Here is a 21,965-nt window from a genome sequence, read left to right as displayed (position 1 = left end):
ATAGAATGAGGAGAAAATTAAATTATCAGTCGATATCGTTGTTTTTTTTCAATAACTATACAATTACTTCAGCTAAATTTTAAAAGAATAAATTTTGTCGGATAAGTTTATTCTTTTAAAAAAATTAATTATATGTGCCGATGGATAGGTTGATTATATCGATAGATGCATATCGCAATACTTTTGGAGGAGCTGCGGATCAATTATAAATCAATGCAGCTTCAATATTTCAGATCCAAAACGTGCTGTTTCCCTTTCAACCATCTTAATATCTTTCGATTTGATCCATGATCCGATTACATGGTTTCCTGCATTTGGAATAGCTGCCTTACGTTTTAAACGAACTGGCGTTCCAAGCTCATTAAACATGTTAAGCATGGCATCAACCTTTACCACATTGTCCTGGTGGGCCTGATCTTTATAATAATACAGAAGAAGAACTGGTTGTCTAACCTTTTTAAAAGTGGAAGGTAACATCGTCGTTTCAATAAGTTCCTGAAGCTCAACAGCGGCCTCAAGCCTATAATATGGATACCAGTATTTACTGTATTCTTTTGTTTTTATCTGGGACCTTAAATAGTTGCCTCCTGAAATTTGTCGTGCAATCTGTAGTCCCCATGGATTATTTAGCAACCAGGAATTGTCATTATTGATCTTAATATTTGGTGATAATAGGATCAGACTATTGATCTCAGGATAATCTGCTGCTAGTTTTAATGATATTGTGCCCCCTGTAGAGGTACTCATTAAAATTACTTTTTTACCAAGCTTTCTACCGATTGCATAAGCTTCCAATGCAGATTGCCAAAGTCTTTCTGCACTAAAATCAATCATTGGCTCTTTAGTAATTAAACCATGATCTGCCAGCCTTGATAAGTACAGGTTGCAGTGAAACTTTTTTGCAAATGCCCGATGTACAGGATTGCCTTCTTCATGACTTGAACCAAATCCATGCAGATAAACTACCGCATATTCAGTTTGGGTTTTAGCCGCACGGTCTGCCCAAATAACTTTTGCTCCGTTTCCTTGTTTAACAGCTAATTTACCTTCTTTTTCAGTAATGTATGCATCAAGATCCTTCAACTCCGGAACAACAGGCAGTTGAGTCGTATAAAATGGAGTCTTAGGATAAGGGCCGCAGAAATAAACAACAATCAGGAGTAAGATCGCTGCTCCAAGTATCTTTAATCCTATTCTCAAATTCATTTGTTTTTATGGATTAACAAATCCGGGTAGTCAGTAATAATGCCATCCACTCCCTTGTTGATCAAATCTTCAATAGCAGCCTGCGTATTGACCGTCCATGGAATAATTTTAATCTCTTGTTTATGGCAATCCCTGATTGTTTGGTCGTCAACAAGAAGATAATAAGGACTGTATATTGTTGGTTTGAAGCTTAGTCTTTTTAAGTTAATCTCAAGGCCTTCCTTATTTTCCACCAACAGCGCTGTTTTAATTTCCGGATAATCACGGTGTACAATTTCCAGTGTTCGGGGATCAAAAGATTGAATGATCACCCTTTTTTCAATGCCTTTACTTAAGATGACAGGTATCAGCATTTTCATAAAACCTTCTGGTTCCGGATGATAAATACCATCTCCTTCCGGAGAAACCTTCGTTTCAATATTATAGTAAGGTGTCGGTAAATTAAAATTCCTGGCATAAGCCTCAGTTGAATCAATTAGATCGCTCAGCAAAGGTTTATATGCTGCCATTTTTTGCTGTTTCGGAAACTTGGCGTTACCCCTGCTTCCCACATCAAATTTCCGGATCTCCTCATAGTTAAGCTCGTAAATTTTTAAGCTTTTAGACTCTGCTGCTGTTACTGGCTGCCCATCTGGTTTCAATACGAAATCTGCTGACATAAAAGGATCATGTGACAATACCGCCTGTTGATCCTTACTAATGGCAATATCCATCTCCAAGGTAGTAACGCCTAAATCCATTGCTTTTTTCATAGCCGGTATAGTGTTTTCAGGCATCAGTCCCCTGCATCCTCTGTGTCCTTCAATATCAATTTTCCCTTGTGCCATAGTAAGATAAGATATACACATCAACAAGGTAAGCAGAATTAGGTATTGGATTTTAACAAGATTATTATTTTTGATCACCATGTCCATTTATATCGAATTGAAGTACCTGATAATAACCTCCAAAGTAGCTGGTGCTATGTATCTGATATTTGTTGCTAAGGTAAGTTTATCACTTAAGCATGTATATTAATATTATGCCATTAAATCTTAAATTTAAAAACACATGAGTGGTCTTTAATCAGAGAAATGACATTATAATGAAAGATTTTAACTGTTCATACAACTAAATCGTTAATAATTTGTTTATACTCCTATAACCTACTACTAAGATAATTATCTTTGCATATGACATTGACTACAACTAGTTTTTCAGAGTTTATTAAAGAGTTCGAAGAAACACTAAGACATTTATTTCACGAAAAAGCAGATATAAACAAACTCAGCCTTGAAAGAGGTCTTCCTCCTTCAGTTATGAGTGGAATTATGTCCAAAGTGCCTTTAGCCGTTGCTATTCCTGAACAATACGGAGGCCGTGGAAGCAAAGTAAAAGAATGCTTAGGCTTATTAGCTGCAGCATCCTACGAATCACTTCCTCTTTCACTGACATTCGGAATAAACATTGCTCTTTTTTTAGAACCTATTTCTAAATATGCAAACGAAGGCGCAAAAAAGGAGATCTTCGACCGCTTTCTGATGAATCAGAATATGGGTGGACTCATGATCACTGAGCCCGACTTTGGAAGCGATGCCTTAAACATGAAAACATGCCATACACTAATCAATGACGGCTATGCAATCAAGGGTACTAAACATTGGCAAGGACTTACCGGTTTAGCTGATTATTGGTTGATTGCTTGTCGGAAATCAATAGACAATGGTGAACTAAGCAGGGATATCGACTTTTTTATCTGCGATACCGCTCAAAGGAATCAGCAGGTAGTAGTGGAGGAACTTTATGATAGTTTAGGACTTTACATGATTCCTTACGGATTAAACACCTTGGATATTGAAGTTCCCTCTAAATTCAAATTAGAACCGGAGACTACAGGTATTAAAATGATGCTTGATATTTTACATCGAAGCAGAATGCAATTCCCAGGAATGGGTATGGGCTTTATCAAACGCATGATGGACGAAGCCATTAACCACTGCAAGAATAGAATGGTTGGAGCCGGAAACTTATTATCCATGGATCAGGTGCAACATCAGATTGCCCGAATCCAATCTGCCTTTACCATTTGTTCAGCCATGTGTGCTAAGAGTAGCCAGATCAGTGGAATTGAGCACAACTTGGCAACCGATGGCCTTGAAGCGAATAGTATGAAAGCCGTTGTAACTGATTTAATGCAAGAATCTGCCCAGTTATTGGTTCAGGTTTCCGGTGCAAACGGATACCGCATCAGCCATATTGGTGGTCGTGGAATTATGGATAGCCGACCTTTCCAAATCTTTGAAGGCTCTAACGAAATGCTGTATGCGCAGATAGCCGAAATGGTTACCCGTCTGATGAAAAAACAAAAACAACTGAACCTGTTTGATTTCCTTAAAGATTTTAAAGTAACAGCCGAAGCTTGTTTGCATTTCAAAAAAGACCTAAGCTTTTCAATTAGTAACACCATCTCTCAGCGTAAGCTTGTTGATCTAGGTAAGATTCTTGGAAGAATTGTTTCAGTGGGATACGTATTGGATCTTGAGGCTAAAGGTTTCAGGAAAGACTTGATTGAAAACTGTATCACCATGGTACAGCAGGAAATCTCCTCCCTGATGTGCTCATTTAAGTTTGATAATATCGTTCAGGTTGTTGACGACTATTCAGATAATAGCTCGTGGCTTAAATTTGCATAATAAATAAAATTCAAAGGCTGTATCATAGGTACCGATCATGCTCTCCGGCATGCTAACTTAACCAACGATACAGCCTCTCTTATGTACAAAAAGTAACAGTTTTGCTTTTTTGGGAGTTCCCGTAGCCACACTGGTTGGTTGTATCCCCGCATCTTATGCTTCCTTTTTCTTCTGCTTTTATCCTACCGACCTGGCGACTATCAGTTTCGACCGCTCTGGAACCATACACGTTGGCAAGTATATTTTTAACCACAGTTCTATGATTCCTGGATTAATTGGTACCTGAACAGCTGTTGCTATTGGTTACTTGCTAGCCAACTATGTATATACCTTCTAGAAATACTAACGGTTAATTTAGTAACCGAAATCAGATCATGAATCATTAAAATTACTTTAGTTTCAATGATTCATGATAATGATTGATCTGCAATAGCACATCTATAGCGGTTTCATAATTCGCATTTCCTACTACCTTTTTGTATTCATTTATCTGGTCGGCATATATGCTCTTCAGCTTTCGATTAAAGATTTCGCCCTCCTCTGTTAAATATAAGGTCTCCGAACGCGCATCCGTCAAATTCTTTTCACTTCGTACCAAGCCCAGTTCCTGTAGTTCCTTAATAATTTTGCTTGCTGCCATTTTAGTCACTTTAAGCTCCCTGGCAACCTCACTGTTTGAGATGCCCTGCAACCCAATACACATGAAAGTGGGCATATATGACATCTTAAAGTTTGAATTGAAGGCCTAACAAACATGAATGTCTCCCCATTCGTCAGTCAATCTTTTTAATATGTAAACTATTTTATGTACTATTTTACTGTTCTCTTGATTTTCCATAAAATTAAATTTGTCATATTTATGTCAGAAATATACTATTTAGTAAACTAAGTTTACCTTTTTCATAAACATACAAAAACGGTTTTTATGCAACAGCAAGAAGGCAAATCTAATTCTACTAAAAAGAGAATACAAATTCTTAGTATTACTATTATCGCATTAGCCCTGCTCAGTTATGCCGGTACTACCATTCATCATGCAATGACCTATGAAAGCACCGATAATGCGCAAATCGAAAGCAATGCAATTCCGGTTCTAAGTAGAGTATCCGGATATATCAACGTCTTTGAGCTTAAAGATTATCAATCAGTAAAAGCCGGTCAATTGCTCATTACCATAGATGACCGAGAATATAAGTTAGCGGTTCAGCAAGCTCTTGCTGATCTGGCTGTAGCGAAAGCTGATTTAACCAATGCGCAGGAACAACTGAACAATCTTGGTTCTGATAAAAATGTAGCTAGCGCAGGAGTAGGGGTAGAGCAGGTAAACCGGGAAAAAGCTGCTCTTGATTTAAAACGTGATCAAGCCTTATATAATGAAGGTTCTATCACCGAACATCAGTTAGATAATAGTAAAGCAGCTTCACAGGTGGCTCTAAAACAATTAGCCTCCAGTAAAACCAGGGTATTGCAGGTTAGCACGCAATCCGGTATGCAAATGCACAAATACAGCGGGCCATAGCCAATGTCGCCATAAGAGAAGCAGCCCTTGAAAAGGCTGAATTGCAACTTTCCTACACGCAGATTACTGCTCCTGCAAATGGGCAATTGGGTGAAACTCATTTGCAGAAGGGGCAATATGTCCAACCCGGACAGCAGCTTTTCAGTATCATCAGCAACGAACAATATTGGATTGTAGCCAACTTTAAAGAAACGCAAATTGAACACATGAAAATAGGTCAGCCTGTTCATGTTGAAGTAGATGGCTATCCCGATCAGGAGATTAAGGGTAAAATAGTGGACTTCAGTAATGCCACAGATGCTAAATTTTCCCTTCTCCCTTTATTCCAATGGATATACCCCAGATATTGACCAATTCAGATACCGTTACTCCGCAGGGGTATCCCTGCATATTCCGATTTATGAAGGTGGCAGATCTGATAAAAAGATTATAGTAGCTCAAAGTATGCTTAAGCAAACTCAATTAGGATATGAGACACTGAGCAACAGATATCTGAAAGATATCAGGCAATCGATGAATGATGTAAAAAGTAATCAATCCAGCCTGCTGAATGCACAAACACAAGTAGATGAGGCTAAAGAAGCACAAAAACTGGCGCAGAGCCGGTATAAAAATGGTACAGGTACCAATCTGGAGTTAACTAATGCCGGTACCAATGTGCAGCGCGCCTCACTGGCGTTGCTTCAATATGACTTTCAACTTTGCCTGGCTAAACTGGAACTTGCCCGTTTAGCAGGAATTGTATACTGGTAATAAACAAATAATCTCCTTAGTTAATCTACTACAGTTCATCTGTATGGTATTAATTAAGGAGATTATTTATTCTTATCTGCTTAGATAAGTATTAAAAATAGGCTGATGTCGGAATACAATTATAAGAGCGGTTTAGCGCTGCTTATTCGCCAACTTTTTGCTGGTCCGGTGCTTCTCTGTAACCAGCCACATCTGATGAGTCAGATTCATGAGTGCTTTCATTCTCTGCAGTTGGCTCTACCACTTCTTTGTCATCCACAGAATTTTGTTCTACACTTAAATAATTGCGTAAGTCCTCAAGCGATTTTTCCCAACCATCCTGATGCGGCATCACTGCTTCGTCTTTTGAATTGCTCTCCTGAAGAATCGCAATTTGACTGCCTTGATCGGCATCTGTAAAATTTACGGTTAGTTTATAACTTCCATTTCCTAAGGGACCTTCTTTCGTCACCCAGTCCCAGGTATAAACTAACCTGGTATTTTCTTCTACTTCCAGGTATTCGCCGGTAATAATCAGGAAATCTTTTATTCCATTGTTTTCAAAAGTGTACTTTATTTTACCTGCTTTTTCTACAGTATTGTCCACTTCAGTCAACGTCGCATGCAATGGCTTCCACCATTTTTTCAAATGATCAGCATTTGTCCATGCCTCATAAAGTTGTTCTTTTGATACTGGAAAATCTTTTTTGATCTCAATGTTTTTAACTTGTGATGCTTCCATAATGTAGATAGATAGTTTTTTTAATACCCTTATCTATCTATAATTATGCCATAAATTGGTATGATTTAAGATCCGGCTATTAAGTAATTTGCAGATTTTAAACAGCAAAATCCTGTTATTTTAGTAACCTGATTATTGTTCAATGTAAATTCCAAGCAGTAAGATTCCAACAAAAGTCCGACTTAAAGTAGTGTAGGTTGGACTTATGTCGGAATCTTATTGCATTCATACTGGAATTTTATACTATGTCTTATACGGAAATGCCTTGTATTTTATCCAAATACCTTACAAAAACCAGACAGTTAAACGGCCTTACATTTACAACGATAAAAGGCCTGTACGGATAGATCTTTACATCAGAAACAAATCAATCAGGCTTAAGACAGAATGGTTTTTCAATGATTACTTTTTCTTAATAAATTTCACATCAGAAAAAGCGACTTTTGATTCGTCCCCTTCTATCTCTTTATTATAAAACGGAGAATACATTTTACCCATTATCGTGTTCTTCTCCACATCAATTTCTAAAAGGCGTAAGTAACCGCCGCCGGAATCTGCATTTTGATAATCCTGAAGAATCTGGTAGATCTGGTTTCCTTTTAAACCCATGTCCACACGGGAAGCAGAATAACATACATGGCCACTCAATACCATCAGCACATTTTTGTGGGGTTTAATGTACCGCTCAAAAATGTCAGAGGACTTCATATCTCCATAACCCGCATTGGTTGTATTTATTTCTCCCTTTGGCGTTAAATGATAATGCGTTAAAATGATGGTATTGTATTTTGGATGTTTACTTATTACCTTATCCATCCATTTAGCCGCATCTTCCCTGGCACAGAATTCTAAAGATATGACTAACCATCTTGTGTTTTCAACTTCAAAAGTGTAATATGAATTATCGCTTTTATCCTTTTCGAATCTGCCTTTCTGTGCCGTAAAACGGCTTGTCGGGAAGTAATGATTAAATTTAGTGGTTTTTCTTAAATTAAGGTTTACGTTGCCGGGTGCAGCACTTCCGCTATTGACGCCAACCGCTTCCGTATCGTGATTACCCAAAGCAATAACATAGGGTATTTTCGCACTGTCCAGAATTTCAAAACCTTTGCTGGCTGTTTCGTAATGCGTGATGTTGTCAAAGTTGACTAGATCTCCTACATGCAAAACAAAAGGGATATGCAACGAATCTCGCTTGGCGGCAATCCAGTGGAGTTCACTAAAAAACATATCATGTCTGGATTGTACCATGCCCTGAGTATCCGGAAAGATAGGAATGGTAAATTTCTGGGCGAACAGGTTAATATTACTAAACAGGATTAAGCCTGCTATTAAGCTGATGTGTTTGATCGTGTTGCGGCTAACGTGCCTGTTGTGATTCGGATTCATATAATTACTTATTTTTGTACCTAAAGCGTTAATAACCTGGATTTTCGACTAGGTTGGCGTTGTTAGCCGTTCGTGTCAAGGTAATCGGGAAGTAGTAGTTTTGCTTTCCAAATAGGGGAGAAGTAACCGTGCCATCCTGTTTATCCTTGAGCTTGACTAAAAACTTTCCTGTAGCATGATCAAGAATATAACGAACACCATGTCCATTTCGCGAAAGATAGTCTTCTGCTAATCGCCATCTTCTTAAGTCCCAATAGCGATGCCCTTCGAACGCGAGCTCTACTTTTCTTTCATTTCGGATATGCTCCATGTCTATACTGGTCAGCAAGGCTATTCCTGCTCGTGTCCTAATCTTATTTATGGCGTCTAATGCTTCAGGTGTCAGGCCTAATTCATAAGCCGCTTCCGCATCGTTTAATAGTATTTCTGCATAGCGGAATACAATGTAGTCTTGTGTAGATCCAAAGATCCCGGCAGTGGAGCCATCGCCATTTTCTTTAGATTCGTCCAGATATTTCATCACTCCAAAACCTGTTTGTGTGCTTTTCTGATCTCCATTGGCCAGTACACCCTGGTAAGAACCAACCGTTAATATGGTACCATCGGCGGTACGGATGCCATTGTAGAAATTTAAATTTCGTCCCTGCCATTTGGTGTCCTGTGTATAAATGGTGGCCTGGAAGCGCGGATCTTTATTGCCCCACAGCTCTTGCATGGTCCACAGTTTACTATTTAAAACGGCCTGGTCCAGCTTTCCGGAGCTTCCATCTTTGTTTTCAAACGATTCTACTACCTCCAGATAGGGGGCATCATGAATTCCATTTGCCCAGCCATTTGGGTACGGGCATTGGAAATAATCGTATGCCCAGCCTGCACCTCCAATATCTTTATTACTTCCGTCATGCTGTTTTGCAAAAATCACTTCTGCGTTTTTCTTCACAAGAAAGATGTTTTTAAAATTGGTAATCTTATCCGCATCTGCATCATAGAGTTTGAATTGGTTGCTTTCCATTATTTGTCTGGAAGCATCCGCTGACTGTTGATAATAGCTGTTGGCTTCCGAAGCGTTAAATCCCAATAATCCGTTTAATTGCAAAGTGCCATATTTGGCAATACTTCCGGCATACAATGCAGCTCTTGAAGTCAAAGCTAATGCGGCAAACTTAGTGGGGCGTCCCCAGTCATTGGCTGCCTGAATCTTCGGAAGTATCGAACTGATTTCCTTTAATTCCGATAAAATGAAGTCATACACTTCTTTTTCAGAATTTCTGGAAGCATACAATTCTTCCTGCGAATCATTGATGCTTTGCGCTTTCTTGATTAATGGCACACCTCCATATCGTTTTACCATATAAAAGTAATTGAAGGCTCTTAAATAACGGGCTTCTGCAATCCGCTTGTTTTTGAACTCTTCTGATAAGGTTGACTGCGGTAAGCGTTCGATCAGCTCATTTAAAGAGCGAATCACTTTGTACGATTTTTCCCACCATTCCATCAGACCTCCCTGAATTTTTAGTCCGCCCGTCTTAAATACATAGGCATTTCCTGAAAAATTAGAGGTACTCTTCGATTCATCGCTGACGTTATTGACGTAAAACATGGCGAAGAAGGGCTGAGCTGAACTTTCGACCACCACTGCATCATTTGTAAATACGGTGGTACTAACGTATGCTCCTGTGAGGTAGGCCTCTACCAAGGCTTGATCATTCCACACCACTGCATCTGAAATGATGTCCAAGGGAACTTTGTCCAATACCCCTTTATTGCAGGAAACGGTAATCAGAAGCGTGATAATGGTGACTATTTTAAAATGTTTAAATTTTATCATGATGTTCATTGCTAATTAAAATGAGAGATCTAAGCCTAAGGAGACGTTTCTTAGCTGCGGATAGTAGATGCTGCCTAAGCCTGATGGGCTTTCGGGATCGAGCTCAAACTTGTTCAATTTACTAAATGTTAACAAGTTGGTGCCGGCTACAAAGAACCTGACTTGTGAAATATTGATTGATTTCAATAAGCTGCTGGACAATGAATAACCAATGTTCAGACTCTTCAGTCGCAGATAACTAGAGTTTACTAAGTTATAATCAGACAACCAACCATTTGAAGCAGCTCCGCCAACGCGTGGAACAAAAGCATATTTGTCATTATTTTCTTCTGTCCATCTATTTTCGAAATAAACGACCGGTGGTACTGAATTTTGCTTGAGCACTGCGCGGATATTAAATCCAAACGCACCTTGAAGTAATAATGCCAGATCGAAGCTCTTGTAGCGAAAAGATGTATTAATGCCATACATCCAGCTTGGAAAAGTGCCCTTACCAATTTCAACCTGGTCTTTCCAATCAATTACAGCATCATTATTCATATCCAGGTATTTTACATCCCCGGGACGGAGAGTAACATTTTTTCTTAAATCCTGATCGTAGGGTAAATTATTAATTTCTTCCTGACTGGTGAACAAACCGTCAGACCGGTAACCAAAAGTCCGGTCCGTCCAATTACCAGTTTTCTTATTTTGTCTGATCTGGTCGGGATCGGTATAATCAGGCTCATCAAAAGATAACCACTTGGATCGTGCCCAGGAGAGATTTGCACCGATGTTCCAGTCAAATTTATCACTTCGGTGGGATGTTCCCAGCACCAGTTCAAATCCTCTTGTATCTGTGCTGTTAATGTTTTCGGGGGGAAGTGTGGCGCCAAAAGAAGAGGGCAATGTAGCAGTGCGTGTGCCGGGAATACCAGTTCGTTTTCTGTAAAACGCATCAATATTAGCGTATAATAAGCCATTCCATAAAGATAAATCCAATCCTCCGTTGAAGATTTTCAGGTTTTCCCAGGTTAAATCCGGATTAGCCAAGCCTTTGGATACTAATCCCGGATACTTCGTGTTTCCGAAGATATAAGAACCTCCTGTTCTGACGCCTGTAATTTCATAACCTGTTAGGTATTGAAAGTTGCCCACACCATCATTTCCTGACATACCATAACTGGCCCGTAACTTCAGGGCATCAATGGATTCAAAGGATTTCATGAATGATTCCTGCTCCACTCGCCAGCCAACAGACACGCTTGGGAAATAACCCCAACGGGAAGACGTTGGGAATTTTGCTGATGCATCTGCGCGGATCGATGTTTCAAAGATATAACGGTTTAAATAGGTATAATTGACACGGCCCACCAAACTTTTTCTACCCATTTCAGAAGTACTTCCCCCATTAGTCATCCCTTCTGTGCTACCTGCCAGTATTTCGTCGATGGCTGGAGTTAAGAAGTTAGAGCGTGCGGCTTGAACAGCATCGTTGAAGTAGTCAATGTCTTCATATAAAGCAAGGATGCTGAAATCATGTTTGGTATTAATAGTTTTGTCGTATTTTAAAGATAACTGTCTGTTGATTTGCCTGTTACTGGTGCGACCTAAATTTAAGTTAGCTGATGTTCCAAAATTTCCAGCTGGAGAATAGATATCTGCAGCGTAGTCGTAGGTATAAAAGGCAACTGGCTTTTGGAATTTTTTTGTAGATCCGTAGCCCTGCACATAATTAATTAATCCCTTTGCTTGCAGTCCTTTTAGGAAGGCGAAGTCATAGGTAAGGTCAAAGTTAAAGCGCAGGTCCTGATTTTTGTAATCTGAATAGCCGGATAGACTTCTATCACCAGTAATATGAGCGCCACCTGTTCCTCCGCCTTCTGCCCATGAGACTTTGGTAGGGTCCGGGAGTACAGCTGGAGATGTTGGACGGGTATTCCATAAATCACTCCAGATACTGTTCGTTACATCCAGATTTCGACTCGGGAATTTACCATCTTCAATAATAGTTGAAAAATCCATGGTAGCCCTCAGCCCCCTGGTGATTTTAGCGTCAATATTGGAACGTAAGTTATAGCGGGAATAACTGGCATCACTTCTTTTCATGATTGTTTCCTGATCCAGGTAACCAAGGAAGCCGAAGTATTTTATGGCTTCGCTTCCACCGCGGACAGAAACACTATGTTGTTGCTGAGGTGCCCAGTCGCGCACTAAAAGTCCGAACCAATCTGTATTCGGATATTGCGGATCGGTACCATCATAAAATTTTTGTATTTCTGCTGCAGTATAAGGAGCTGTTTCCTCCGGTTGTCCTCCTTGAATCCATCCTTCTCTGAGAATTTGTGCATACATGCCGGAACTTCCCGGTTCAGGCATTGATGTAATTCCCTGTGCTGTAAAGCTAGTTTTAAAGGAGATGATAGGTTTACCTAATACTCCGCGTTTAGTGGTAATCAGTATGACTCCATTTCCCGCCCGTGCACCGTAAATCGATGCAGAAGCATCCTTCAGTATCGATATTGACTCGATCTCATTGGCATCGATGGAATTGATATTCCCTTCGATTCCATTGATCAGTACTAATGGAGAGCCGAAGCCTCGGATATTTAGCGTTGATTGATCACTGCCGGGCATTCCATTGGATTGCAACGTAATTAATCCAGGCAATTTCCCGGCAAGGGCATTGGATACTGATGCTACCTGTGATCTGCTGATCTCTGCGGAATTGATTGAAGCCACAGATCCGGTTAAGTTCCCTCGCTTTTGCGATCCATAACCTACTACTACCACTTCTTCTAGTGCATTGGGATTCTCTAGTAAAATCACGTTAATTTGTGTTTTACCTTTTAAGCTGATGTCCTGACTTTCGAACCCAATGTACGAAAAGCGTACGATTGAGTTCGTTGGTACTGCTAGTTTGAATTTGCCTTCAAGGTCTGTTGTGGTACCAATCCCTTTATTGGTGCTTAAATTGATGGATACTCCAGGTAAGCCAAGACCTTTTATATCTTGAACCATACCAGTTACCGTTGTTTTCTCCTGGGCTAAAACCTCGCTGTTTTGTGCGAAGAGATATAGAAATAGGAATAAACCTGCATAAAAGTTTTTCATGCGGCAAATTTATGTGGGGCATGTAAACACTGTATAAGGTTAATGTTATAAAAAATACTATTAGTAATTGTAAATCAAATAGTTACGAATTAAATTAACATTCTTCGTCCTTTTTGTTAACTTAGTGTTTCCGTTGCAGTGGATTTTTCAGAATACTTATCCAATCTCCTTTAACCCAAGCGGAACTAATACTTTGGTTTTAAAATAGGTAACCGTAACAATAATCAGCGTCATGGTCCCTCCAAATACGACAGCTGGAACTGTTCCCATGAGTCGGGCTGTTAAACCAGACTCAAAAGCGCCGATTTCATTAGAAGATCCGATAAACATTGAGTTGACGGCAGATACTCGTCCCCTCATATCATCAGGAGTAAGCAGCTGCATGATTGTAGACCGGATGACGACACTCACACTATCAAAAACTCCCTCGAAGAAGAGAAAGAAAAGGGTCAGGTAAAAATTTGTAGACAGTCCATAACAGATGATCGAGACTCCAAATCCTGTTACGGCAATCAGCAGATTTCTCCAGGGTTTATTCATAGGGGAGTGACGAGCCATGAAAAGCATGGTTAGTACGGCTCCTATTGCCGGTGTAGCTCTCATTATGCCGAACTCTTCCGCCCCCACATGTAGTACTTCACTTGCAATTACTGGAATAAGAGCTACAGCACCGCCAAAAAATACGGAGAACATGTCTAAACTCATTGCGCCAAGCATCATCCTGTTTCCAAATACAAATTTGATTCCTACAGAAAGACTTTCAAAAATACTTTCTTTTGGCACAAATACAGGTTCTCTCTTTTTAATTAAAAAGATACAGCATAAAGCAATAGACAGAAATATCAAAATTGTTAAAAAAGTAATAGAGATTCCGGCAAAGGCGTAGATCAATCCCCCTGCTGCGGGACCGCCAATGGCCGCTATCTGGAAACCGGTACTATTCCAGGTGGATGAATTGGGATAAAGCTCTCTTGGGATGATCAACGACATGAGCGAAAAGGTAGTTGGTCCCATAAATCCCCGGCAGATGCCAATGCAAAAGATCATCACGTAGATAATGCCTACGAGATGGCCAGTGCTGAGTTTGGAAGAAAAAGCGGGTAGAGTGATGAGATACAGTACTGCCGAACAGGTAATCATACCTCCAATAATAATCTTCAGAAGCTTAGTTTTTTCAGATTTATCAGCTACATAACCGCCATAGAGTGAAATGCCCACAGCCGGAATAGCCTCGCATAAACCAATTAGTCCCAGTGATAATGGATCTTTAGTCAGATGATATATGTACCACCCAATTACAACAGCTTGAATCTGATATCCAAATGTTAAAAAGAAACGCATGAGTAAGTAAGCACGGAATTCAGGAAAGCGTAACGCCGCATAAGGGTCTGGTTTTACAGACTCCGAGCCATCAGTGTTCATATCATCGTATAATCGTTATCAATTATAAAGAATTTATACTAAAATCGTCATACCAATAGTCAGTAAATTGATTTTGAGCTTAACTAAGGAGATAATTATTAAGCACATTGAACATATTTTCACATTTTCTGGGAAGGCTTTTGTGTATTAGATGTGTACCACGAGCGGGATCATAAGTGATACTTTTGTTTACGTTCATTTACTTTATGCATATTCTTAATCTATGACACACAAATTTTTGAAAATTTTCGCCTTCAACTTCATAATTATTTCTGGCATCACCCTTATTTCTTCTTGTGTAAGTACTAAAAATATTCCGTATTTTCAGAACTTAAGCCAAACAGACCGGAAGCGGCTGGATTCGGTTACCAATTTTACCGAGCCGGTTATTCAACCTGATGATATTTTATCATTATCGATCATTACAGTTGATCCAACGACTTCAGCGGTAGTCAATCAATCCACCACACTGGAAACGATGGGAACACCAAGAAATCCAAGTTCCCGCGAGATAGAAGGATTTTCGGTAGATAAGAATGGTGAAATTGAGCTTGCTATTATTGGCAAGATTAAAGTATCCGGACTGACAACTTATGAAGCAAGGGAGTTAATCCGTACTAAAGCAGCAAGATATTATCAGAAACCAAATGTTAGCGTTCGCTTTGCGAACTTTAAGATTTCAGTTCTTGGTGAAGTCAACAGACCAGGATCGTATACCTTACCTAATGAAAGAGTGACGATACTAGATGCCCTAAGCTTATCAGGCGATCTGACTTTATATGGAAAAAGGGAAAATATCATGGTTATCCGTGATGTAAACGGAAGGAAAGAATACGGAACAGTAAGTATTAACTCCTCTGATATTTTCAAAAGTCCTTATTATTTTCTGAAGCAGAATGACGTGGTCTATGTAGAACCGAATAAAGCTAAGGTGTTTTCTTTAAACAGTACTGCCAGGTCTACTGCAGTTATTGCTTTATCCGCTCTTTCGACAATTGTTCTCATTATTACAAGAATTTATTAAAGGCTATATCCTCTTTTTATGAGCAGAATAAACAATACAGGAATGTCATTCGACGAGAATGAAGAGACGAATTACAGTCAGCTTTGGAAGAAGATGAAAGCCGCATGGCCATGGTTTCTACTGGCTTTCATCGTTTTTTTTACTGCCGTCTTTTTTTATGTGATGTATACCACGCCCATGTATAACATACATGCGCTGATCAAAATCAATAACTCCAACCGTGGCGCACCTTCCACTTCGACCGATAACTCCCTTTCTACTGAATTTGGAGTAGCAACGGCCTCTATCGTAGATGAGGAAGCGGTGGTTTTACAAACCAAGTACCTAATGGAGCGAGTTGTGAATGACATGAAGCTGAACATTACGTACTTCAGTAAAGGTCCGATCAGAGATGAAGAATTATATACTCCACCCTTTACGGTTCAAATTTCTGAGCCTGTGGATACTATCCGTTTCACTCACTTTGATGCTGAGGTTCTGGGAGATAAAAAAATACATCTGGAAAATGATGTGCTCGATACCATAATTGACTTTAACCAGTCGCTTAAATTGGACCACATCGGAAGGATTAAACTGGTTAATCCACAACCTGGATTAAAACCGGAACAATACGCATTTACACTTTCTTCTGTAGACCAGGCAGTGAACCGCCTGAGTGGTAACTTGACGGTAGCATTACTGGCTAAGCAGATGGGTATTATAGACCTTAACTTAGTTTATCCAGTGCCTAAAAAAGGGGAAGATATCCTGAATAAATTGCTGGATATTTATGTACAATCTAATTTGGAAGACCGTAATACGTTAGCTGATAGCAGTGTCAAGTTTATTCAGAACCGGTTGAGTTACCTTGGTGGTGAGCTTGGTGATCTGGAAGGAAATATTCAAAATTTTAAACAACGGAATCAGATTGCTGAAATGGGTGAACAATCCAGAGTAATGGTTCAAAATACCAGTCAATTTTCTGATGAAGTAGCCAAAGTAGAAACGCAGATCAGCGTATTGAGCAGCCTTCAGGATTACCTGCAAAAAAATGCTGGAAACGATCGTATTGTACCGGGTTCATTAGTTGTATCCGATCCAACATTTAGCAGTCTGGTTGATAAATACAATACGCTTCTACTGGAGCGAGACCGCAGGATGGTAGGAGTAACTGCCGAAAATCCTGTAATCACGAATATTAACGAGCGGATCGCTAACCTTCGTGCAGATATGTTAAGCAGTTTATCCAGTAGTAGAAATTCTTTGAACATCACCCGTAATTCTCTGCAGAAGCAAGTGCAGACCGTTGCGGGAAAAGTACAAGGTGTGCCTGAAATAGAACGTAACTATCTAGATTTGGCACGCCAACAGCAGATTAAACAGCAGCTGTATATCTTTTTGATGCAAAAAAGTGAAGAAGCGGCGATAGGGAAAACGTATAATACACCTAATTCTAAAAAAATTGACCCTCCTAAAACACAGGAGAAAATAAGTCCTAAGGTGCCCGTTTATTATTCAATAGCCGCACTTCTGGCGTTAATATTACCATCTACTGTGATCTATACCGGGTTTTTGCTGAATAGTCTGATCGAAAGAAAAGATGATATCGTTAAGGGAACACAGGTGCCGGTGATCGGTGAGATTGGCCATAATTCAGGATCGGACAATTTGATTGTCGCTCATAACCCAAGGTCGCCAATAGCAGAGCAGTTCAGGGCATTGCGAACCCGATTGTTCTTCTATTTGAAGGCTGCGGATGAAAAAGTAATTCTGCTAACGTCCAGTATGGCTAATGAAGGGAAGTCTTTTACCTCTATTAATCTAGGTAGTGTATTGGCGATATCGGGTAAAAAAGTGTTACTAATGGAACTTGACCTGCGTAAATCAGGCCTCTCCTCTAAATTAGGAGTGGATAACAGTGTTGGTTTTACAAATTATATTATGGATGATAAGATGATCCCTGAACAGATCATTAGGCCATCGGGTGTATTGGATAATTTATTCGTGATCAGTTCTGGAGAAACTCAGCCCAATCCAGCTGAATTACTGATGAATAGTCGAATTGCTGTATTATTCAAGGACTTGAAAGAACGGTTCGATTATATAATTGTTGATGCTCCCCCAGTAGGGGTGGTGATTGATGCGCAGTTACTGGCAGAATACGCCGATTTATGCCTTTATTTAGTCAGACAACGTGTTACATCAAAATCACAGCTTTCTATCGTAGAGGATCTTCTGAAAGAAAACGAAATGAAACGTCTGGCTATCGTGATGAATGATATCAGAATGGGCCCTGGTACTGATTATGCTTACGGTAATTATAATTATGGCGATGAGCGTGCTGGTTTAGGAGCAAAAATTAAGAGTCTATTCAGTAAAAATTAAGTGTTACAATCGGATGAACAACGAACCTTATTTTTCAGTTATCATACCGGTTCATAATAAGCTGCCTCACTTGGAGCGATCTGTGTTTTCGGTATTGAGGCAGACTTATCAGAACTTTGAATTGATTATTATTGATGATGCATCAACGGACGGTTCTTCAGAAAAGTTAACTGAATTTACCGATCCAAAGATTTCCCTTTATACCCGTACTGAACCCGGTCCGGGTGGTTATAAGGCTAGAAACGTGGGGATTGATCATGCTCGTTATCCTTGGATCTGTTTCCTGGATGCAGATGATGAATGGAGTCTTGATCTGCTGGAAACCATTAAAAACGCAATTGTTAATAGTCCGGATATTGAATGTGTGACCTGGGGATATTATAATACTACAGGGACGCAAAAAAAACTGGATAAAACCTCAGTGATCAATGCAGATGTGCAACAGAAGTCTTTTGCACTGATTGATTTGTTTCGGCAAAAGCATACGTTATGGACTGGAGCGGTCTCTTTTAAAAAGGATCTGCTTGTACGGGCCGGCAAGTTTCCTGAAAGCGGCTATAAGAGAGGGGGTGATGTAGATACCTGGATCAGATGTTTGTGGCAGAGCAAAGGGAATTTGTGGATCAACAAACCGCTTTCTTATTATTACCTGGATGCGGTTAACATGGTCACCAAGTCCATCAAACGGGAATCGCTTTATATATTTTCTCCTTTTTTGTTTAATATATTAAGAGAAAGTAAAAATACGGAACTGGAACAGGCCATAAAAGATTTTCAAAATAAACGCATTTATAGTATTCTCAGAGGTCAGATCGTAGATAAACAACCTCTGGACTATCAGTTGCTCCGTAAAATGAATCTTACATCGGATAGTATCATCCTGGTATCTAAGCTTATGCTTAAAAAAATGATTAAAGTGTAATGGGGTATGAAGCTAGCTTATTTTTATAGAAATCTGAATCAGGGGGGCATTCAGAAGATGATTGTGAATGCCGCGAACTACTTTGTAGAGCAAGGTAACGATGTTTCTGTGGTACTAATGATCTCTGGAGGGGAATATGTCAGTTTACTTGACCCTCGCATCAAACTGATTTACTTCAGCTCGTTAAAAAAAAGTCGCCTCTTTTTCTCCTTTTCTGAAATCCTAAAAAGAGAGAAGTTTGATGTGCTCTTTACTGCAACCCCTTCTTTAAATACATTCACGATCATTGGCCGTTTAATGGCTCGTGTAAAAACAAAAATTGTTATCTCTGAACGGAATAATACGGTAGTTTTTTTTAAAAACAGTGCGCTCACACTCTCCAAGCTTACTTTTTTATCCATACCGCTTTTATATCGTTTTGCTGATGCCATCGTAGCGGTGTCTAAGGGCTTGGGTAAGAGCCTGCAAAAGGTTGCCTTGGTCCCGGCAAAAAAGATCCATGTAATCTATAATCCGGCCTGGTCTCCTGAACTGGAAAAGCAGGCAGGACTACCTGTTCAGCACGACTGGCTAGATGATACTGTTCCAGTCCTGATTACCGTAGGACGTTTAGTTGATGCTAAAAATCATGAACTGCTGATTGATGCCGTAGCCTTGTTGTCAAAAAAACGTGGGGTCAGACTGATTATCATAGGAGAGGGGCCGTTGCGTGAAAAGCTGCAGACGCAGATTAACCGCCTGAATTTACAGGATTTTGTCCGCCTGGAAGGCTTTAAACTAAATCCAGTATCCTGGATGAGTAAAGCTAGCTTATTTGTGCTTTCCTCTGATTATGAAGGGTTCGGTAATGTGCTGGTGGAAGCCCTTGCTGCGGGCCTTACTATTGTATCTACGGATTGCGATTATGGACCTGCTGAAATATTGGAAGACCGCTATGGTTTTCTCGTTCCAATCGGACAGGTAAATGCCCTTTCGGAGCAAATAGATTATGCTTTAGATCATCCTATCGACCCTGTTTTACTCACCAACAGAGCCAGGGAATTCAGCGTAAATCAGATCATGAAACACTATCAATCTTTATTTACTTCTCTGATTTCATAGTTTTTCTCACTTTTTTGTGTACCGTTAAGATCAAAATGTGTCAAACTTTTTAGAAGAAAAACTGCTCTCTTTGTATGTGTAACAGATAAGTGATTTGCAATATTTTTAATGTTCTTTTAAAATGTTTATGAAATTGTTAATAATTACTCCATTTAAAAACGAAGAAGATTCTATAGGTGGCACAATTGCTTCAATTGTTAAACAGAGTATTTATCCTGTTGCCTGGCTTTTAATGGATGATGGGTCAGATGATTCCTCTCCGGAGATTGTTAAAGACTACGCTAAAAAATATTCATTCATCCATTATTACCGAAGAGAAAAAACATCTTCAACACGTGCTACCGGAAATAATGTAGTTGAATTGTTTAATCTGGGGTTACAAGTTGCGGATACTATGAAAATAGACTGGGACATTGTTTCCAAGTTGGATGCAGACCTTGTTATACAGCGAAATGATTATATCGAATTCATGTTGAGCAAGTTTGAGCAATACCCATCTTTGGGAATAGCCAGCGGGGTCACTTTCATATTAGGGGATGATAACACAAGAATTATCGAATCGAAACATAAATGGCATACACAGGGACCAAATAAGTTTTATCGAAAAGAATGTCTCCATGCGATTGGTGGATTAAGACCTTTCAAAGGCTGGGATGGAATTGATGACATATTGGCCCGCGATAAGGGGTATATCACTGAAAAGTTTTTTGAGCAGGATATTCTGCATTTGTACCCCACGCAAACGCGTCAGGCTGAAGGTGGCTTCCAAAAGGGTCTCTCTAGGGAAGCTTACGGATATCGAAACATGGGATACCCATTTTACATGTACTTATTTAAAGCAATGAAATTAGTGAAGGAGCGGGGTATTCAGGAAGGTTCATTGTTTTTTTATTATGGAATAAAGGCTACTCTTCAAAGTCAGCCGCTGGTTTCTAAAGAAGAATCCAGAATCGTGAAGAAGTTTATGGCCAAGCGGATCGAGAACAAGTTCATTTACACTAACACATCTACATTATGAAAATTATTGGAATTGCATCAGTAGGGGGGCATTGGGTTCAGTTATTAAGAGTAGTAATGGCTTTTAAGGAGGAAGAGTTGATCTTTATATCAACGAATCCTGATTTTGCTGTTACTGTTCCAGGGAAAAAGTTTTATCATATCGCCGATGGGAGTAGTTGGAATAAATTTAAACTTTTCAAATCTTTCTGGAATGCCTATAATATTGTTATGAAAGAAAAACCGGATGTTATCGTGACTACGGGAGCTGCTCCAGGCTTAATGGGATTATTTGCAGGAAAGATCCTTGGCGCTAAAACCATCTGGATCGATAGTATCGCTAATGTAGAAAAGATCTCTTTGAGTGGACGGATCGCATTATGGTTTGCTGACCGGGTTTACACGCAATGGCCTGATCTGGCTTCATCTAAAGTTACCTATGCGGGGAACGTATTGATATGATATTCGTTACTACAGGGACGCAGGCGCCATTTAATCGTCTGATCCTGGCAATGGATGAGATTGCCGCTGAACTAGGTGAAGAAGTAATAGCACAGGCATCAGGAGTTGATTTCCCTGTAAAAAACTTAAAAATTGTTGAGTTTCTTAATCCGACGGAATATAAGCGGATTTTTAAAGAATCAAAGATGGTGATCAGTCATGCAGGAATGGGTACTATTATTTCTGCTTTGAAAGACAAAAAGCCCATTTTGATTGTCCCTCGCGTGGCCGCCCTTGGTGAACATCGGAATGAACACCAGTATGCAACTGCTAAAAAAATTGAAGAACTAGGTTATATGCCGGTGGTGTATGACATGGTCGACTTAAAGGATAAAGTGATCAGTTTAAGAGATGATGCCGAACACTATGTGTTGCCAGCAATGGGCGATCTGGCATCAGTTAGTTTAATACAGTCATTACAGGAATTTATTTCGAAAGATAAATTATAGGATTA

At 39.6% G+C, this 21,965-nt stretch carries 20 protein-coding genes; 12 read left to right on the top strand and 8 right to left on the bottom strand.

Going from position 1 to position 21,965, the window contains the following annotated elements; translation table 11 throughout:
- Positions 1–210: 210 nt before the first annotated feature.
- Both BFL47_RS01840 and BFL47_RS01835 read right to left on the bottom strand, forming a co-directional pair.
- Complete coding sequence (locus tag BFL47_RS01840; RefSeq protein WP_245681274.1) at positions 211–1,206, bottom strand: alpha/beta hydrolase; 996 nt, start codon at positions 1,204–1,206, stop codon at positions 211–213.
- Positions 1,203–2,033 (bottom strand): glycerophosphodiester phosphodiesterase family protein, encoded by an 831-nt coding sequence (locus BFL47_RS01835; RefSeq protein WP_245681273.1) that lies wholly within the window; start codon positions 2,031–2,033, stop codon positions 1,203–1,205. The genes BFL47_RS01840 and BFL47_RS01835 overlap by 4 nt, the downstream gene beginning before the upstream one ends.
- A gap of 345 nt (positions 2,034–2,378) precedes the next feature.
- Between BFL47_RS01835 and BFL47_RS01830 the strand changes: the two genes are divergently transcribed.
- Together BFL47_RS01830 and BFL47_RS19120 are read left to right on the top strand one after the other, a co-directional pair.
- Entirely contained in the window at positions 2,379–3,878 is a 1,500-nt protein-coding gene (locus tag BFL47_RS01830) for an acyl-CoA dehydrogenase family protein (RefSeq protein WP_069658094.1), read from the top strand.
- 109 nt (positions 3,879–3,987) lie between these two features.
- Complete coding sequence (locus tag BFL47_RS19120; protein WP_211480911.1) at positions 3,988–4,164, top strand: hypothetical protein; 177 nt, start codon at positions 3,988–3,990, stop codon at positions 4,162–4,164.
- A gap of 102 nt (positions 4,165–4,266) precedes the next feature.
- Here BFL47_RS19120 and BFL47_RS01825 read toward each other — a convergent pair whose 3' ends face one another.
- On the bottom strand, positions 4,267–4,593 hold the full coding sequence (locus tag BFL47_RS01825) for a MarR family winged helix-turn-helix transcriptional regulator (protein WP_170827246.1): 327 nt from the start codon (positions 4,591–4,593) through the stop codon (positions 4,267–4,269).
- A gap of 210 nt (positions 4,594–4,803) precedes the next feature.
- On the opposite strand from BFL47_RS01825, the gene BFL47_RS20145 reads away from it, so the two are divergent.
- From BFL47_RS20145 to BFL47_RS01810, 3 genes are read left to right on the top strand one after another with little or no spacing between them, the layout of a single operon-like run.
- Complete coding sequence (locus BFL47_RS20145; RefSeq protein WP_069658092.1) at positions 4,804–5,397, top strand: HlyD family secretion protein; 594 nt, start codon at positions 4,804–4,806, stop codon at positions 5,395–5,397.
- Positions 5,398–5,438: 41 nt separating this feature from the next.
- Positions 5,439–5,747, top strand: a complete 309-nt coding sequence (locus BFL47_RS20140; protein WP_069658091.1) for an HlyD family secretion protein — start codon at positions 5,439–5,441, stop codon at positions 5,745–5,747.
- Positions 5,695–6,150 carry a TolC family protein gene (locus BFL47_RS01810; RefSeq protein ID WP_069658090.1) on the top strand — a complete coding sequence of 152 codons (456 nt, stop codon included), beginning with the start codon at positions 5,695–5,697 and terminating at the stop codon, positions 6,148–6,150. Before BFL47_RS20140 ends, BFL47_RS01810 begins: the two co-directional genes overlap by 53 nt.
- A 142-nt stretch (positions 6,151–6,292) precedes the next feature.
- Here BFL47_RS01810 and BFL47_RS01805 read toward each other — a convergent pair whose 3' ends face one another.
- From BFL47_RS01805 to BFL47_RS01785, 5 genes are all read right to left on the bottom strand, one after another.
- Complete coding sequence (locus tag BFL47_RS01805) at positions 6,293–6,871, bottom strand: SRPBCC family protein (protein ID WP_069658089.1); 579 nt, start codon at positions 6,869–6,871, stop codon at positions 6,293–6,295.
- 402 nt (positions 6,872–7,273) lie between these two features.
- Positions 7,274–8,260: a metallophosphoesterase gene (locus BFL47_RS01800; protein WP_211480910.1), complete on the bottom strand. Its 987-nt coding sequence runs from the start codon at positions 8,258–8,260 to the stop codon at positions 7,274–7,276.
- Between the two features lie 28 nt (positions 8,261–8,288).
- Positions 8,289–10,088 (bottom strand): RagB/SusD family nutrient uptake outer membrane protein, encoded by a 1,800-nt coding sequence (locus tag BFL47_RS01795; protein ID WP_069658208.1) that lies wholly within the window; start codon positions 10,086–10,088, stop codon positions 8,289–8,291.
- Positions 10,089–10,103: 15 nt separating this feature from the next.
- On the bottom strand, positions 10,104–13,181 hold the full coding sequence (locus BFL47_RS01790) for a SusC/RagA family TonB-linked outer membrane protein (protein ID WP_069658088.1): 3,078 nt from the start codon (positions 13,179–13,181) through the stop codon (positions 10,104–10,106).
- A gap of 156 nt (positions 13,182–13,337) precedes the next feature.
- Positions 13,338–14,603: an MFS transporter gene (locus BFL47_RS01785; protein WP_069658087.1), complete on the bottom strand. Its 1,266-nt coding sequence runs from the start codon at positions 14,601–14,603 to the stop codon at positions 13,338–13,340.
- A gap of 223 nt (positions 14,604–14,826) precedes the next feature.
- Between BFL47_RS01785 and BFL47_RS01780 the strand changes: the two genes are divergently transcribed.
- The 7 genes from BFL47_RS01780 (at position 14,827) to BFL47_RS01750 (ending at position 21,960) form a co-directional block, all read left to right on the top strand.
- Positions 14,827–15,627, top strand: a complete 801-nt coding sequence (locus tag BFL47_RS01780; RefSeq protein ID WP_069658086.1) for a polysaccharide biosynthesis/export family protein — start codon at positions 14,827–14,829, stop codon at positions 15,625–15,627.
- 42 nt (positions 15,628–15,669) lie between these two features.
- Positions 15,670–17,991, top strand: coding sequence for a GumC family protein (locus BFL47_RS01775; RefSeq protein WP_069658207.1), 2,322 nt, complete (start codon positions 15,670–15,672; stop codon positions 17,989–17,991).
- Positions 17,992–18,004: 13 nt separating this feature from the next.
- Positions 18,005–18,913, top strand: coding sequence for a glycosyltransferase family 2 protein (locus tag BFL47_RS01770; RefSeq protein WP_069658085.1), 909 nt, complete (start codon positions 18,005–18,007; stop codon positions 18,911–18,913).
- A 6-nt stretch (positions 18,914–18,919) separates the two neighbouring features.
- Positions 18,920–20,014 (top strand): glycosyltransferase, encoded by a 1,095-nt coding sequence (locus tag BFL47_RS01765; protein ID WP_069658084.1) that lies wholly within the window; start codon positions 18,920–18,922, stop codon positions 20,012–20,014.
- Positions 20,015–20,141: 127 nt separating this feature from the next.
- Complete coding sequence (locus tag BFL47_RS01760; protein ID WP_170827245.1) at positions 20,142–21,032, top strand: glycosyltransferase family 2 protein; 891 nt, start codon at positions 20,142–20,144, stop codon at positions 21,030–21,032.
- Positions 21,029–21,472: a glycosyltransferase family protein gene (locus tag BFL47_RS01755; RefSeq protein ID WP_170827244.1), complete on the top strand. Its 444-nt coding sequence runs from the start codon at positions 21,029–21,031 to the stop codon at positions 21,470–21,472. The genes BFL47_RS01760 and BFL47_RS01755 overlap by 4 nt, the downstream gene beginning before the upstream one ends.
- Positions 21,469–21,960 (top strand): glycosyltransferase, encoded by a 492-nt coding sequence (locus tag BFL47_RS01750; RefSeq protein ID WP_069658081.1) that lies wholly within the window; start codon positions 21,469–21,471, stop codon positions 21,958–21,960. Before BFL47_RS01755 ends, BFL47_RS01750 begins: the two co-directional genes overlap by 4 nt.
- Positions 21,961–21,965 lie beyond the last annotated feature (5 nt).

This window comes from Arcticibacter eurypsychrophilus, from assembly GCF_001730525.1.
In the GTDB taxonomy this organism is placed as follows: Bacteria; Bacteroidota; Bacteroidia; order Sphingobacteriales; family Sphingobacteriaceae; genus Arcticibacter; species Arcticibacter eurypsychrophilus.
The sequence above is the reverse complement of the archived record's forward strand: the minus strand, read 5'-3'. Positions and strand labels throughout refer to the sequence as shown.

What these genes read in the sequence shown, in the direction of transcription:
- BFL47_RS01840 (WP_245681274.1), bottom strand. Translation starts at nt 1,206, where the DNA reads ATGAATTTGAGAATAGGATTAAAGATACTTGGAGCAGCGATCTTACTC.
- BFL47_RS01835 (WP_245681273.1), bottom strand. Translation starts at nt 2,033, where the DNA reads ATGGCACAAGGGAAAATTGATATTGAAGGACACAGAGGATGCAGGGGA.
- BFL47_RS01830 (WP_069658094.1), top strand. Translation starts at nt 2,379, where the DNA reads ATGACATTGACTACAACTAGTTTTTCAGAGTTTATTAAAGAGTTCGAA.
- BFL47_RS01825 (WP_170827246.1), bottom strand. Translation starts at nt 4,593, where the DNA reads ATGCCCACTTTCATGTGTATTGGGTTGCAGGGCATCTCAAACAGTGAG.
- BFL47_RS20145 (WP_069658092.1), top strand. Translation starts at nt 4,804, where the DNA reads ATGCAACAGCAAGAAGGCAAATCTAATTCTACTAAAAAGAGAATACAA.
- BFL47_RS01810 (WP_069658090.1), top strand. Translation starts at nt 5,695, where the DNA reads ATGCTAAATTTTCCCTTCTCCCTTTATTCCAATGGATATACCCCAGAT.
- BFL47_RS01805 (WP_069658089.1), bottom strand. Translation starts at nt 6,871, where the DNA reads ATGGAAGCATCACAAGTTAAAAACATTGAGATCAAAAAAGATTTTCCA.
- BFL47_RS01800 (WP_211480910.1), bottom strand. Translation starts at nt 8,260, where the DNA reads ATGAATCCGAATCACAACAGGCACGTTAGCCGCAACACGATCAAACAC.
- BFL47_RS01795 (WP_069658208.1), bottom strand. Translation starts at nt 10,088, where the DNA reads ATGATAAAATTTAAACATTTTAAAATAGTCACCATTATCACGCTTCTG.
- BFL47_RS01790 (WP_069658088.1), bottom strand. Translation starts at nt 13,181, where the DNA reads ATGAAAAACTTTTATGCAGGTTTATTCCTATTTCTATATCTCTTCGCA.
- BFL47_RS01785 (WP_069658087.1), bottom strand. Translation starts at nt 14,603, where the DNA reads ATGAACACTGATGGCTCGGAGTCTGTAAAACCAGACCCTTATGCGGCG.
- BFL47_RS01780 (WP_069658086.1), top strand. Translation starts at nt 14,827, where the DNA reads ATGACACACAAATTTTTGAAAATTTTCGCCTTCAACTTCATAATTATT.
- BFL47_RS01775 (WP_069658207.1), top strand. Translation starts at nt 15,670, where the DNA reads ATGTCATTCGACGAGAATGAAGAGACGAATTACAGTCAGCTTTGGAAG.
- BFL47_RS01770 (WP_069658085.1), top strand. Translation starts at nt 18,005, where the DNA reads ATGAACAACGAACCTTATTTTTCAGTTATCATACCGGTTCATAATAAG.
- BFL47_RS01765 (WP_069658084.1), top strand. Translation starts at nt 18,920, where the DNA reads ATGAAGCTAGCTTATTTTTATAGAAATCTGAATCAGGGGGGCATTCAG.
- BFL47_RS01760 (WP_170827245.1), top strand. Translation starts at nt 20,142, where the DNA reads ATGAAATTGTTAATAATTACTCCATTTAAAAACGAAGAAGATTCTATA.
- BFL47_RS01755 (WP_170827244.1), top strand. Translation starts at nt 21,029, where the DNA reads ATGAAAATTATTGGAATTGCATCAGTAGGGGGGCATTGGGTTCAGTTA.
- BFL47_RS01750 (WP_069658081.1), top strand. Translation starts at nt 21,469, where the DNA reads ATGATATTCGTTACTACAGGGACGCAGGCGCCATTTAATCGTCTGATC.